At 58.5% G+C, this 13828-nt stretch carries 12 protein-coding genes; 5 read left to right on the forward strand and 7 right to left on the reverse strand.

Translation table 11 applies throughout. The features are described from left to right. Nucleotides 1–70: 70 nt before the first annotated feature. On the forward strand, nt 71–667 hold the full coding sequence (locus ACSQ8R_RS07120; RefSeq protein ID WP_436252706.1) for a hypothetical protein: 597 nt from the start codon (nt 71–73) through the stop codon (nt 665–667). Nucleotides 668–707: 40 nt separating this feature from the next. Beyond that, nucleotides 708–2618 carry an AAA family ATPase gene (locus tag ACSQ8R_RS07125; RefSeq protein WP_436252707.1) on the forward strand — a complete coding sequence of 637 codons (1911 nt, stop codon included), beginning with the start codon at nt 708–710 and terminating at the stop codon, nt 2616–2618. 66 nt (nt 2619–2684) lie between these two features. Here the strand turns inward: ACSQ8R_RS07125 and ACSQ8R_RS07130 are convergent, their stop codons facing one another. Continuing rightward, entirely contained in the window at nt 2685–4712 is a 2028-nt protein-coding gene (locus ACSQ8R_RS07130) for an AAA family ATPase (protein ID WP_436252708.1), read from the reverse strand. 361 nt (nt 4713–5073) lie between these two features. Next, entirely contained in the window at nt 5074–5376 is a 303-nt protein-coding gene (locus ACSQ8R_RS07135) for a hypothetical protein (protein WP_436252709.1), read from the reverse strand. A gap of 129 nt (nt 5377–5505) precedes the next feature. On the opposite strand from ACSQ8R_RS07135, the gene ACSQ8R_RS07140 reads away from it, so the two are divergent. Together ACSQ8R_RS07140 and ACSQ8R_RS07145 are read left to right on the forward strand one after the other, a co-directional pair. Then, nucleotides 5506–5817 carry a putative quinol monooxygenase gene (locus ACSQ8R_RS07140; RefSeq protein WP_436252710.1) on the forward strand — a complete coding sequence of 104 codons (312 nt, stop codon included), beginning with the start codon at nt 5506–5508 and terminating at the stop codon, nt 5815–5817. Nucleotides 5818–6083: 266 nt separating this feature from the next. Next, a complete protein-coding gene (locus tag ACSQ8R_RS07145) occupies nt 6084–6740 on the forward strand; it encodes a hypothetical protein (RefSeq protein WP_436252711.1) in 657 nt (218 codons plus the stop codon). A gap of 51 nt (nt 6741–6791) precedes the next feature. Here ACSQ8R_RS07145 and ACSQ8R_RS07150 read toward each other — a convergent pair whose 3' ends face one another. From ACSQ8R_RS07150 to ACSQ8R_RS07165, 4 genes are all read right to left on the reverse strand, one after another. Continuing rightward, nucleotides 6792–7565: an amino acid ABC transporter ATP-binding protein gene (locus ACSQ8R_RS07150; protein WP_436252712.1), complete on the reverse strand. Its 774-nt coding sequence runs from the start codon at nt 7563–7565 to the stop codon at nt 6792–6794. Between the two features lie 48 nt (nt 7566–7613). Beyond that, on the reverse strand, nt 7614–8735 hold the full coding sequence (locus tag ACSQ8R_RS07155) for an amino acid ABC transporter permease (RefSeq protein ID WP_436255400.1): 1122 nt from the start codon (nt 8733–8735) through the stop codon (nt 7614–7616). A 40-nt stretch (nt 8736–8775) separates the two neighbouring features. Then, on the reverse strand, nt 8776–9969 hold the full coding sequence (locus tag ACSQ8R_RS07160; RefSeq protein WP_436252713.1) for an amino acid ABC transporter permease: 1194 nt from the start codon (nt 9967–9969) through the stop codon (nt 8776–8778). A gap of 112 nt (nt 9970–10081) precedes the next feature. Next, nucleotides 10082–11107: an amino acid ABC transporter substrate-binding protein gene (locus ACSQ8R_RS07165; RefSeq protein ID WP_436252714.1), complete on the reverse strand. Its 1026-nt coding sequence runs from the start codon at nt 11105–11107 to the stop codon at nt 10082–10084. Between the two features lie 364 nt (nt 11108–11471). Between ACSQ8R_RS07165 and ACSQ8R_RS07170 the strand changes: the two genes are divergently transcribed. Then, nucleotides 11472–12662 carry a cystathionine beta-lyase gene (locus tag ACSQ8R_RS07170; RefSeq protein WP_436252715.1) on the forward strand — a complete coding sequence of 397 codons (1191 nt, stop codon included), beginning with the start codon at nt 11472–11474 and terminating at the stop codon, nt 12660–12662. Here ACSQ8R_RS07170 and ACSQ8R_RS07175 read toward each other — a convergent pair whose 3' ends face one another. Further along, nucleotides 12663–13826 (reverse strand): FAD-dependent monooxygenase, encoded by a 1164-nt coding sequence (locus tag ACSQ8R_RS07175; RefSeq protein WP_436252716.1) that lies wholly within the window; start codon nt 13824–13826, stop codon nt 12663–12665. Between the last annotated feature and the right edge of the window lie 2 nt (nt 13827–13828).

A 13828-nucleotide genomic window follows, 5' to 3' on the forward strand; every position in this document is an offset into this window, starting at 1 on the left:
ACTACGAATAACGCCTTGATCGCTGCCTCCGATTGGAGGCCGTTCCCACGCGTTTACGTGAGTAGTTCAGATGAGTGTTGAACCGTCGTCTTCTCAACCCTGGAAGACAGTATCCCAGGGTCAGATTTTCTACCCTTCAGCCACAATCCGATGTGATGGCCCTGTGATCTTTCGCAGCCAGTTCGCCAGAGACGTGGCTTGCCTCCTCGACGTTGATGACGTCGTTACTGAATGGCGATGCCAGTCGCTGGCGTTCGTCAATGGATGCGATACCTATCGACCTGACCTCGTGGCCCGAGTTGATGATCATCTCGTTGTGATCGATGCGATCACCGATGATACGCCATCGTGGATCGCGGAGGCGGTCTATCAGAGTGGTCATAAGTATGAAGCGGTGCGCCGCCCTGATCTGCCCGCGATCCGGCTAAAAAACGCCAAGGACCTTCTCCGATACGGAAAGTTTCAGGCGGGCCTGGAAGATCGCGTCCGTCTCCTTGCGGCCCTGGAAGAGCACGGAACCCTTACGCTAGCCGAATGCCTATCGGTGTTTCGAGAGACCCGGCCAATAGCAGGCCTGGCGTCCATGGTTCTCAACCGCTTCATCGACCTTGATATGGATGAAGCGTTGATCGGACCCGAATCCACCGTCCGCCGCCGTCGCGGCTGACCTCAGGTTTCGAAAGCAGCTGGGCTGCTCCGAGGTTACTATGTTCAAGAGAAAATCGAAGGTTGCGAAATCCGCAGAAGATTTCGCGTTGTTGTGCTCCATGAAGCGAGCCCTGAAATCCCACCCGGTGTTTGCAAAAGGTGGCGAGGGGATTCTGGTGTTGATCACGCCTGAAGACCACGTACCCGCGCGTTATGGTCCAGCCATTCTAGATGAACTGTTTCCGGATGACGACTTCCGGCGCGATGATCGAGGCTTCATGTACGTCCTGAAGGGCGACAAGCTGTCTAAGACGCTGAACGATTTCCGGGATGATTGCCTGAAGAAGCGAAGAGCCATCATCGTCGTCGAGCATGGCGCGTCGATTCCAGCCGAAATCAGTATCGGGGCAGACGTCGTTGCTGACATTCCTCCCGTGAACCACCGAGATTTGCAGATCGCCTGTCGGGTTGTTCTGGGGATCAGAGTGCCTGTTCAGGCCGCGCTACAGGCTATGTCCTATCCCGAACGGCTCTTGTGGGCAGCCTTGCGTCCTGGGCGGCCTATCTCGACGGTCTTGGAACGCCTGGCAGCAGTACGGCCGCATGACGACGATACGCCTACGCGTAGATCGGCTCGGGAGGTTCCTGCTCTGGCAGACATGTTCGGCTATGGCGACGCGAAGGCTTGGGGAATGCAGCTCGCACAGGACTTGGCTGATTGGCGCAACGGCAACATTGATTGGGATGACGTTGACCGTGGCATTGTTCTGAGCGGCGCTCCAGGCGTTGGCAAAAGCATCTTTGCTCAGGCCGTAGCGAAACAGTGTGGCGTGAAACTGATCGCAACATCACTCGGCCAGTGGCAATCAAAGGGGCATTTGGGGGACTTGCTGAAGGCCATGAGAGCGGACTTCTCGGCAGCAAGGGAAGATTCGCCATCCATTCTGTTCGTCGACGAGTTGGACTCAATCGGCGACCGGCAGAAGTTCAAGAATGACAATTCCGAATATTCGATCCAGGTCGTCAACGCCTTCTTGGAGCTGTTGGACGGTGTGGGTGGGAGAGAAGGCATCATCGTTGTGGGTGCTACAAATCACTATGACAGGATCGACCCTGCCGTTGTCCGGTCGGGACGTCTGGAGCGCCACGTGGTCATCCCGTTGCCAGATGCGGCCGACCGTGTAGGGATTTTGTCGCAACATGTAGATTTCTGCATTCCGGTTGACGAACTGCACAAGCTGGTCGTTCCGACACAAGGAATGTCCGGTGCCGACCTGGCCCAAGCTGCTCGCAACGCCCGGCGCATCGCACGTCGGGAAAAGCGAACGGTCACGGTCGATGATTTGCTGGAAGGACTGCCTGAAGTCGTCCGGCTGACCGATGAACACCGGTACGCGAATGCCATTCACGAATCCGGGCACACTCTGGTCGGGATCAAGCTCGGTGTCGGGAAATATGTTGGTACTCGCGTGGTCGAGCAAATTTGCCTCGGCAAAGGTGCCAGCAATCAGGCAGGGGCTGCATATTTCGAGATGCCCATCATCGCGCACCGGGGACGAGCCAACTACGATAACCAGATCGCGATGATCTTGGCAGGTCTGGCAGCCGAAGAACTCGTTTTCGGTGAAACCTACGACGGGGCGGGTGCTGGTTCGTCGTCCGATCTTGCGCGAGCAACTAGGCTGGCCACGATGATGGAAACAACACTCGGTATGGGGGCATCATACCGTCATTGTGGGGCAACAGATGATGATGCCTTGGAAAATCTGCGACGGAGTGATCCGGAATTGAGGGGAAGGATCGACGCGAAGCTTGCCAAGGAGTTCAGCAGAGCAAAAGCAATTCTGGAAAAGGAACAAGATGCCCTGGTCGCTCTGGGCAAGGAATTGTTCGAACTCGGAACCCTTGATCCCCAAAGAGTCAGCGAACTCATGAACGGGACGCGTCGGACAAAGAAAACAGCGGCCTAAAGTCTCGATTAAGACCCGATAAAAAACTGCGTGACGCTGCCGAGCTAGACGGCGTCACGCAAAAGATCAGGACAGCGCCTTATTGACCGCAGCAAATAGCTTTTCAAATTGCTCCACCTCTGTTTGCGAAAAGTGCGATGCGTCGTGGTCCCTGCTCCAGCGGAGAAAGGCTTTCGCAAGTTTGTACTTGCTGAAGTCCTTTATTTCCTTCGCGAGAATATCGACAGCTGGTTTATCGGATTGCTTCTCAAAAATCGCTTTTACGTCGATCTCGAACTCAGACCTGACCACTTCGACTAGCGTCTCTCGTAGCAGGTCTTCGATTTCTGACTTTTCGACGGGATTTACAAGGAAATCCTTTGTTCTCAGGATAGCCTTCTGTTTCAACGTGTGGACCAGAACTTCTTGTTTGGCAACGTCGTCCCCAGCACGGTCGGAATCGAGCAGGGCGGCAACTTTCAGGTTGTGAGCGTGCAGGATCGTGGCGAAATATGTTATTTTGCTCGCGGTTCCTGCAGGAATAAGGGCGACCTTCGGATCGAGGTGAACCTTGCCTGCTGCGTTCAACAGGTTTGAAACGGCGTCGATATACCAATAGTCGGTCAAACCCTCCAAAATGAAGTTCTTTTTCTTCGTAAAGAGGCTTTGCGCGAGATCATATCCAAGAGCCTCCTGCAACGGAAGCAATCCGGCTGGATCGCTCGACGTCACCGTCGTGTGGACCTTGGTTCCAACTTTCCGGTCGGTCATTTCAACTACACGCACGAGATCGAGTTCGTCGCTGCCAACCAGGAATGGCGAATGCGTGGTGAAAATCGTTTGATTGTTCTCTGACAATCTGGTGATGGTTTTCTGGAATTCACGCTGCTTCAAGGCATGCAGGCTAACTCCAGGTTCATCGAGCAGAAGGATTGCGTTCTCATAATTGTCTTCAGCCTCGGCAAAAAAGACGACGAAGAATGACACAAGCCACTGGAAACCTTCTGACCTTTGATCCAGTTCAACCGAAACACCAAGATCATCTTCGACAACGACCTTGAGGTATTGACCATCAGCAAGGACACGAAGGCGATCTGCTTCTGCGCGATCAGGGTTCGGATTCCAGATTGACCTTATTTCCTCGGTAAGTCGAGCACTTGCCGCGTCCAACTGATACTGACGCTCGTCGGCGCGTCGTTCGATTGCCGATAGATTACCTTCACTTGCGTCTCTACGCTGCTCGTCTGTGACAGTACCGGCTTTTGCCAACTCCTGTGCATCGAAACCAAGCAATTTGAGCAAGCAGAGGTTACCGTAGTCGTACTTCTCGTCATCCATCAGTTTCTGCGAAACACGCTGATGGAGATGTGCCAGATGAATACGAGGCCTTACACGGAAGTAGTTGTTAGAAAGGACGAAGACTGGCATGTTCTTGTGAAGAACGGACAGCACCTCATCTGCGCCATCCGCAAAGTCCAGCGCATCAACGACGGCATCATATCGTTCTTCGATACTGGAGCCAGACTCAATGTGCCCAATTTGTTTCTTAAGCCATCCCTTGATCTTGATGCGCTCGTCTTTGCTTAAATTGTGCCTTCCATTGATCCCCGCCGCTGCGGCTTCCAAATCAGAAGTGGATTTGCTGGATTCGGTGCCGCTCTCAGAGCTAAGTCGCGCGTCTGCATGAGAAGCGATTCTGTCCAAATCCTTCTGAATCTGATTTAGGGTCGTTCCCGTCGAGGGTAAATCACAAGTATGGGTACCTGTATTGTCGAGATACCGAGTGTAGGTGTAGGTGGTCACCTTATCCTTGAACTCGGCCGGTAGGTCCTCTTTATCTCTGTCCTCAAGGTCAAAGGTTGCCGTAACCACCTTGGTGAGGGTGGGATTGACCTTTCCGCGTGTGATATCGTTATAGAGCGATCTCGGATAGTCACGAAGGGCATCAAGTTTCGGCACCCCATCAGGACGCTTCAATTGCTGGATAGCTTGAAGAATCGCCGATTTTCCGGCTTCGTTTGGGCCGACAAATATCGTCTTTTGACGCTCGATATCGATGACGCCCGTATCCTTTATGCTTCGGTAATTTGTCACTCTAACAGTTTTAAGCTTCATAGCATTTCCTCCAGCCTTACCGAATATGCTCGTTCAGGCGACAGGAAATGGCAATTGCTTCAAGGCTACAATCCTCAGCTGTTTTCTGCTCGACGCTGACATTAAAGGCGCTGTCCTGCGGCAACAGCTTGGCGCAATCCAAATCGATCATTCTTTGCAAGGAACGTTGACGGCAGCTTCGGCTGAGACTAGCATCAGATGTGTCGCTAACCTATTGCGTTTGCAAAGGTTGTGTCGAGGACTCGCATTTGAAGTGGCTTCATTTAGGAAAAAGCCAAGGTTTCCCAATGACCTTTATTCTCATGCGATGTGTCGGGCGATAAGCCTTGATCAGCCCGAACGTCCCGACTGATCCGCCCGACTACCGGATGTGATACACAGACATGGCGACCGGGTATGCATAGACGCCCCGGTAGAAGAAGCCGTTGCGATACAAACAACCCCGCAGCCGTACCGCGGGCAGACTGGCCCCGGCGATCGCTCCGGTCTCCGCCAGGCCGGCTTCAGGGAGGCATCGGGCCAGCGCGTTGTTGTAGGCCTGCATGAGCCGAGGGCTGCTTTCCACCGGCACTGCACCGTAGAGCCGCAAATCCGACCGTGCTTTGGCCGGCATCGAAATGCAGGCCAGGCCAAGTGCCACGCCCAATGCGAGCTTGAGTTTCATCTGTCCGCTCTCCGCTTGATACGATGCCGCGTGGAACGCGATGTCGGGCGATTTGTTCCCGAGCTGCGTGTGGGCTTATACTCAAGCCGGTGTATCGCCGGTCGGCGTGGCTCTCCTTGGGAGGGGAAGATGAAATGCATCATCGGGTTTTTCATAACCAAACCTGGCAAGCGTGAGCAATATCTGGAGGCGGCGCGCGATCATCTGGAGAAAAGCCGGCTCGATCCCGATTGCCTTTATATCGAACTGGTGCCGATGCCGGATCATCCCGACAGGATACTGCTCGCGGAAGCCTTCACCAGTGAGGAAGCTCACCGCCGGCATGAGGATACCGATCATATGCGGGCGCTTTGGGCCGTGGGGCCTGTACTTCTGTCCCACGTCGTCATCGACAATGTGATATCGGCGTCGGTGCAACACATAGACGAGCGTTTTGCGTAACACCTGAAAGGCAGCCCGCCGCGGCCGCCAAGAAATGGCGGTGCCCGTGAAACCCCATTCTTGCCGCATTGCGGATTCGGAATGGCCGCATTGTTTCGTATCATGGGTGCTGTCAGTCCCGTGGCGTTACGCGGGCGGAAGACAGACCGGCGCTTGAGCGGCCACGGCCCTCGGAAAACGCCTCCAACACATTGAAATGGTTTTCATTCGGGCAGTTCGAATTGCCCGGACCCTTTGCTTGTTTTGAGCTTCGTGTGGGGATTCATATGAAAAGGATATCATCCGCCGGCGCGGTTTTGGCGCTTGCGTCGCTTTTGACGGCGGGCCCGGGGTTTGCGGAAGACAAGCCCCTGATCTGGAAGCCGACCCGCAATTCCGACACTAGCTATTCCGTCAGGCTCGGCCTCAAGCTGCCGACCCGGCTCGAAGCCGAGGCCGGCGTGTCGATGGGTGTCGATACGTCGAAGAGCGGCACCCCGATCGATACGCCCGTCAAGTTCTGGAGCAATTTTACGGCGGAAAAGATCCAGACGCCCGCCTATCAGCTAAACCGCGGCGTCGGTGTCGATCTCGACGGCAATACCGGCAGCGCCGGGATCACCATGAATTATTACGAAAAGGAAATCGCCACGCCGACGATCGATATCGAAAGGCGCAGCAGCTACGGCCTGCGGTATGACGGGACCTCGGGAGAATGGCGCGGCCTCGACGCGAGCCAGTCGGTTCGCCTGTCGCACAGTCCAAGCCGCACGGCGCTGGTCGGCCGGGCAAGCGGCCGCAACGGGTTTCGCACGCTCGCAGCCGGCATCGCCGTGGAAAAGCGGCTCGGCCGGTACATGACGGTCAGCGGTGCGCTCGATCGGACTTCGGATGCGCCCGAACCCGTCACGAGCCTCAACGCCCGTTATTCGTTCCGTTGGTGAGACGAAAATGGGGCGCCGAAGCGCCCCATGACTGGGTCCCGGTAAGGTCGATCAGTGCAGGATCTGGCTCAGGAAGAGTCTCGTGCGCTCGTGCTGCGGGTTGTCGAAGAATTCCGCCGGCGAATTCTGCTCGACGATCTGGCCCTGGTCCATGAAGATCACCCGATGCGCGACCTGGCGGGCAAAGCCCATTTCGTGGGTGACGCACAGCATGGTCATGCCTTCTTCGGCAAGACTCACCATCGTATCCAGCACTTCCTTGACCATTTCCGGGTCGAGCGCCGAGGTCGGCTCGTCGAACAGCATGATCTTCGGTTTCATGCACAGCGAGCGGGCGATCGCCACGCGCTGCTGCTGGCCGCCGGAGAGCTGGCCCGGATATTTGTTGGCCTGTTCCGGGATCTTGACGCGGGCGAGATAATGCATGGCGATCTCTTCCGCCTGCTTCTTCGGCATCTTGCGGACCCAGATCGGCGCGAGCGTGCAGTTCTCCAGGATCGTCAGGTGCGGGAAGAGGTTGAAGTGCTGGAACACCATGCCGACTTCGCGGCGCACTTCGTCGATCTTCTTGAGGTCGTTGGTAAGCTCGATGCCATCGACGATGATATTGCCCGCCTGGTGTTCCTCAAGACGGTTGATGCAGCGGATCATCGTTGATTTGCCGGAGCCGGACGGGCCGGCGATGACGATGCGTTCGCCCTTCATCACTTTCAGATTGACGTCGCGCAGAACGTGAAAATCGCCGTACCACTTGTTCATGCCGATGATTTCGACGGCAACGTCGGTGGCCGAGGCGGTCATTTTTTTGGGTTGGGCGTCTGCCATTTATATCCCCTTAGTTATCGTTTGTGGCTGGCTGTCGCTTCAGGCCGGCTATCGCTTCAGGTTGGTGTCGAGATGCCGCTCCATGAAGGCGGAGTAGCGCGACATGCCGAAGCAGAACAGCCAGAAGATGAAGCCTGCGAAGATGAGGCCCGTAATCGGTGTGACGGGGCTGATCCAGGTCGTGTCGGTGAAGTTCAGCTGCACGATTCCGAGAAGGTCGAACATGCCAATGATCGACACCAGCGACGTATCCTTGAACAGGCCGATGAAGGTGTTGACGATGCCCGGGATGACCAGTTTCAGCGCCTGCGGCATGATGATCAGCCGGATCTTCTGCCAATAGCTGAGGCCGAGCGAATCGGCGCCTTCGAACTGTCCCTTCGGAATGGCCTGCAGGCCGCCGCGAACCACCTCGGCCATATAGGCGGAGGCGAAGATCGCCACGCCTACCAGCGCCCGCAGGAAGTTGTCGATTGTCCAGCCGGTCGGCAGGAAGAGCGGCAGCATCACGTTCGCCATGAACAGCACCGTGATCAGCGGAACGCCGCGGATGACCTCGATGAAGGTGACGCAGAGAATGCGGATCACCGGCATCGTCGAGCGCCGCCCGAGCGCCAGCACGATGCCGACGGGGAGCGAGACGGCAATGCCCACGAAGGACAGGATCAGCGTCACCATCAGGCCGCCCCAGAGCGGTGTCTCGACCTTCTGGAGCCCGAACACGCCGCCATGCAGCAGGAAGAATGCGACAATCGGCAGGCCGACGAAGAGCAGCAGCGCATTCAGGCCCTTGCGCGGAATTTTCGGCATCAGGATCGGCACGAGCAGGGCGATGAACAGGATCGCCACCAGGATCGGCCGCCAGCGCTCGTCGAGCGGATAGCGCCCGAACATGAATTGCTGGAAGCGGTCGCCGACAAAAGCCCAGCAGGCGCCGCTCCAGCCGTTCGGATTGATGCCGCCCTGCACGGCGGTGGTGCAGAACGAACGGTCGGTCCCGAACCACGCTGCCTGGATGAACAGCCAGTTGATCATGCCCGGCAGCGTCCAGACCAGGAGTGCAATCGCGATAATCGTCAGCGCGACGTCTTTCGGCGTGGCCAGAAGGTTGGTGCGGATCCAGCCCGATGCGCTCTTGGTGCTGAGCGGGGCGGGGGTGGGACCGATCATCTCCTGGCGGACATAGGCAAGGTTTTTCGTGTTCATGATCTTACCTCTCCACCAGTGCCATTTTGGCGTTGAACCAGTTCATGAACAGCGATGTCGTGATACTGATGCTGAGATAGACGGCGAGCCAGATCGACACCACTTCGATGGCCTGTCCGGTCTGGTTCATCGTGGTGCCGCCGGTGGCGACCAGTTCCGGAAACCCGACCGCGATGCCGAGCGACGAGTTTTTCGTAAGGTTGAGATATTGGCTGGTCAGCGGCGGGATGATGACGCGCATCGCCTGCGGCACGACGACGAGACGGGTCGTGGTGCTGGGCTGCAATCCGAGTGCTGCCGCCGCTTCGCTTTGCCCCTTGGCCACGGCCCGGATGCCGGCACGGATCGTCTCGGCGATGAACGAGGCCGTATAAAAGGACAGGGCCAGATAGAGGGCCACGAATTCCGGGGCGATCACGGAACCGCCCGACAGGTTGAAGCGGCCCGCGATCGGGAAATCGAACGTCAGCGGAGCGCCGACGGCAAGGAAGGCGAGGACCGGCAGACCGACGATCAGCCCGGTTGCCGCCCAGATCGTATGGAACTGCTGGCCGGTCCGCATCTGCCGTTGTTTTGCCCAGCGCGCCACGACGAAAGCCGCAACGATGGCAATCAGCAGCGCGATGGGGATGACCCACGCTGTATCGCCCCAGACGGGTTTCGGGAAGGCGAGGCCTCGGTTGTTGAGCACCATGCCGAGCGGCAGTTTGAGTGAGTCCCGAACCTGCGGCAGTGACGAAAGCACGCCCTTGTACCAGAAAAAGATGATCAGCAGCACCGGGATGTTGCGGAAGACTTCCACATAGACGGTGCAGAGCTTGGCGATCAGCCAGTTCTTCGAAAGACGGCCGATACCGATGATGAAGCCGATGGTCGTGGCGGTGATGATGCCGAAGAAAGCCACCAGGATCGTGTTGAGGAAGCCGACGAGGATGGCGCGCCCGTAGGTCGAATCGCTCGAGTATTCGATCAGCGAGGCGCCGATGTCGAAACCGGCGCGGCCCTTCAGGAACTGGTAGCCGGAAGCGGTACCGGAACGTGCAAGGTTGGCGACGGTGTTGTCGAAAATCGACCAGCCGACGCCGATCACGATGACGAGCGTGAGGACCTGGAAAAAAATACCCCGGATCTTGGGGTCGTAAACATAGGATCTGAGAGTACGCGCTTCGGAAGGCGCAATTGCAGCGTGATCTGTCATGCTGGCCTTTTCCCCTGTGACCTCATTTTTGAGATCTTTTTCTTTTTATGCGTTTTGTTTTATGCGGAGACAAGGCGGCGTCGGCCGCCTTGTCTCGTCTTGGTCTGGCCGATTAACGAACCGGCGGAGCGTATTGCAGGCCGCCCTTGGTCCAGAGCGCGTTCAGGCCACGCTGGATCTTGAGGGGAGTGTTCTGGCCGATGTTGCGCTCGAACACTTCGCCGTAATTGCCGACGGCCTTGATGATGTTGTAGGCCCAGTCGTTGGTCAGGCCGAGATCGGTACCGATCTTGGTATCCTTCTCGACGCCGAGGAAGCGGCGGACGTCCGGGTTGGTGGACGACTTGCGGATGTCATCGACATTCGCCTTGGTGATGCCGAACTCTTCAGCCTGAACCATCGCGTAATGCGTCCAGGAAATGATATCGAACCACTGGTCGTCGCCCTGGCGAACGGCCGGGCCGAGCGGCTCCTTGGAAATGATTTCCGGCAGGATGATGTGCTCGTCCGGGTTGGAAAGCGAGAGGCGCAGCGAATAGAGGCCGGACTGGTCGGTGGTGTAAACGTCGCAACGGCCTTCCTGATAGGCCTGGTTCACTTCCGGCAGCTTTTCGTAGACGACCGGCTTGTATTCGAGCTTGTTGGCCTTGAAGTAGTCGGCGAGATTGAGTTCGGTGGTGGTGCCGGACTGAACGCAGACGGCGGCGCCGGACAGTTCCAGAGCCGACTTCACGTTGAGGCTCTTCGGCACCATGAAGCCCTGGCCATCGTAGTAGTTGACGGTGCGGAAGTTGAAGCCAAGCGCGGTGTCGCGGTTGATCGTCCAGGTCGTGTTGCGGAACAGGACGTCGCCTTCGCCCGACTGCAGCGCCGTGAAGCGGGTCTGCGAGGTGGTCGGCGTGTATTTCGTCTTCGTTGCGTCATTGAAAATGGCGGCAGCAACGGCTTTGCAGTAGTCAACGTCGAAACCGGACCAGTTGCCCGATGCGTCCGGTGCGGCAAAGCCGGCGAGACCGGTGTTGACGACGCACTGAACGAAACCCTTGGACTTGACGGTATCAAGCGTCGCGGCCGATGCCGTCGATGCGAAGCCAAGGACCGCTGCGCCAATCGCGGCTGACAGAAGCGTCTTTTTCATTTTCCCAACCTTTATCTGTGGTTTTCTGTGACTTGATGACACCGGCCGCTCCCCTGTCTTTTCGAATACGGCCGACCGCCCGCTAACCCTCCCGGTGCAGGCGTTGCTATCTCATTCGCAAAACAACGCAGGGTCAAGTGTCGCCTTTTCGAATTGCGTCCGAAATGAGGTAAAATCGTTAACCTGGCTCAGAAAACGCTCACTTACCCAAAGTTTGGGCAACGTGTGATCAAAAGACGTGCGTTTTCCGTGATATGGCAGGCAGCCTGATGTATCTGGCCCAGGCGCCTTTCTCAGGGTTGACCGGGCCTTGTTCCAACGGCAAAACTTGGCGCTTCAATTGCCAATGAAAGCTCTCCCCGACATGAAGAAGACGAACGAATCCCTGTTCACCAGCGCTGGACCCAACACGCGCCTCGCGCATATGGGCAACGATCCGTCCGGTTACCACGGCTTTGTCAACCCGCCGGTCGTGCACGCTTCGACCGTGTTGTTTCCCGATGCCGCGACGATGGAAAAGCGGGCCCAGAAATACACCTACGGGACGCGCGCCACGCCGACCACGGATGCGCTCTGCGCGGCCTTCGACGAACTGGAAGGTTCGGCCGGCACCATCCTCGTTCCTTCGGGGCTTGCGGCGATTTCGGTACCGTTTCTGGCCTATCTCTCGGCCGGTGACCACGCTCTGATCGTCGATTCCGTCTACACGCCGTGCCGCAATTTCTGCAACACGATGCTGAAGCGCCTGGGCGTTGCGGTCGAGTATTACGATCCGGAGATCGGCGCGGGCATCGAGGCGCTGATCAAGCCGAACACCAGGCTGATCCACACCGAAGCGCCGGGCTCCAATACCATGGAAATGCAGGATATACGGGCGATCGCGGAGGTGGCTCATCGGCACGATTGCGTCGTCACGATGGACAATACCTGGGCGACGCCGCTTTATTTCCGACCGCTCGATTTCGGGGTCGATGTCTCGATCCACGCGACCACGAAATATCCGTCCGGCCATTCGGACATCATCATGGGCTCCGTCTCGGCCAATGCCAGGCACTGGCCGAAACTCGAGGAAGCCCGCCTCGCGCTCGGCATCTGCGGTGCGCCGGATGATTCCTACCAGATCCTGCGCGGCCTGCGCACCATGGGCGTGCGCCTTGCGCACCATCAGAAGAGCGCGCTCGATATCGCCACATGGCTGGAGAGCCGCGACGACGTTGTCCGCGTCCTGCATCCGGCGCTGCCGAGCTTCCCGGGCCACGCGATCTGGAAGCGCGACTTCAAGGGCGCCAGCGGCGTCTTCTCCTTCGTACTGAAGGCCGAAAGCGAAAGGGCGAAAGCCAAGGCGCACGCCTTTCTGGATGCGCTCACCTTCTTCGGCCTCGGTTACTCCTGGGGAGGCTACGAGAGCCTCGCCGTGCCGGTCAACCTGTCGGACCGCACGATCCGCAAGGCGCCGCCGGAGGGGCCGGTCATCCGCCTGCAGATCGGCCTCGAAGACGGGGCCGACCTGAAGAAGGACCTGGAAATCGGTTTCGCGGCTGCCGCCGAGGTCTGATCACGTCGCCTTGAAGCCGTAAAGCCAGTCGAAATCCGCCGCGAGCGATTGCGGCGGACGCAGCGACAGGACGATATCGCGGCCGAGCCTGACCGGGCCGCGGGCGTGATAGGCGAAGCGGTTGAACAGGCCGCGGGCGCGCACCTTGGCGACCCGCTGCGCGCGTTCGCTCTCGAAATCCGTCAGCGCCAGTGCAAGGGGCAGGGGACCGGCCACCCGGTTTGCCAGCACGAAGGCGTCCTCGATCGCCATCGATGCGCCCTGGGCCGCAAACGGCATCATCGCATGCGCCGCATCGCCGATCAGCGCCAGGTCGCGGCCGTTGTGCCAGCGCCCGGCGGTCACCTGGTAAAGCGGCCAGAAGGTCGGCCGCTCGGCCCTTTCGATCAGTTGAACGATGCGCCGGTCCCAGCGACGGAACTGGGTGAGCAGCATCCGCCGCTGCGCATCGCTGGCTTGCGCATCCCACGTCTTGCCGGGGCTGATGCCCGACGCGATCGCGACGATGTTGAACCCGTCGATCTCTTTCAGCGGATAGGCGACGACATGGGTCGATGGCCCGAGAAAGGCGGTGACCTGGCCGGCACTCAGCCAGTCGGGCCGGGCGCTGCCGGGGATCGTGAAGCGCCAGGCGACGTTGCGCGAAAAATCCGGCTCCGGACTGTCGGGGATGCTGGCGCGCAGATTGGACCACACGCCGTCGGCGCCGATGATCAGCGGATAGGTTTTGCCGGTGATCCCGGTCAGCGTCGCGTGCGGATCCTTGCGGACAGGCGTATCCAGATGGACGCCGCAGAGCGGGTTCTGTTCGACCGCCGCAAGCAGCGCCTTTTGAAGCGTGGCGCGATGGAGGACGCCGTAGGGCGAACCCCAGCGCTCGCGGGCGAAACGCCCGGCCGGCACATGGGCAAGCGGCCGGAGCGACGTCCCGGAAACGAGTGCGATCCGCTCGGGCTCGGTCCAGACGGCTTCGAGCGCGGGCAGGACGCCGAGTTCGGAGAGCACGCGCGAAGCGTTCGGCGAGACCTGCAGGCCAGCGCCGACTTCGATCAGATCCGCCGCTTCCTCGAAAATGTCGCAGGCGATGCCGTGGCGGGCAAACGAGAGCGCGGCCGTCAGCCCGGCCATGCCGGCACCGATGATCGCTACTCTTTCAATGGACATGT

Source organism: Neorhizobium sp. LjRoot104 (genome assembly GCF_964253725.1).
In the GTDB taxonomy this organism is placed as follows: domain Bacteria; phylum Pseudomonadota; class Alphaproteobacteria; order Rhizobiales; family Rhizobiaceae; genus Neorhizobium.